The sequence below is a fragment of the Neisseria sp. P0008.S010 genome (assembly GCF_051962715.1).
Classification (GTDB): domain Bacteria; phylum Pseudomonadota; class Gammaproteobacteria; order Burkholderiales; family Neisseriaceae; genus Neisseria; species Neisseria elongata.
In genome coordinates, this window is sequence record NZ_JBQCVA010000452.1 from 1 (window position 1) to 232 (window position 232).

Below are 232 nucleotides of genomic sequence, written 5' to 3' on the forward strand. Positions count from 1 at the left end.
CTTACTCTGCCGCCTACAGACGCTTTACACCCAGTAATTCCGGATAACGCTTGAAGCCTACGTATTACCGCAGCTGCTGGCACGTAGTTTGCTGCTTCTTATTCTTCTCCTACCGTCATTATCTTCGGAGAAAAAAGGAGTTTACACCAACAAAGGCTTCGTCCTCCACGCGGTGTCGCTCCGTCAGGCTTGCGCCCATTGCGGAAGATTCCTCACTGCAGCCGCCCGTAGG

At 53.0% G+C, this 232-nt stretch carries 1 rRNA gene; it reads right to left on the bottom strand.

Annotated features, from left to right (window positions below):
* A 16S ribosomal RNA gene (locus tag ACTHSL_RS14305) occupies positions 1-232 on the bottom strand; the annotation flags it as partial.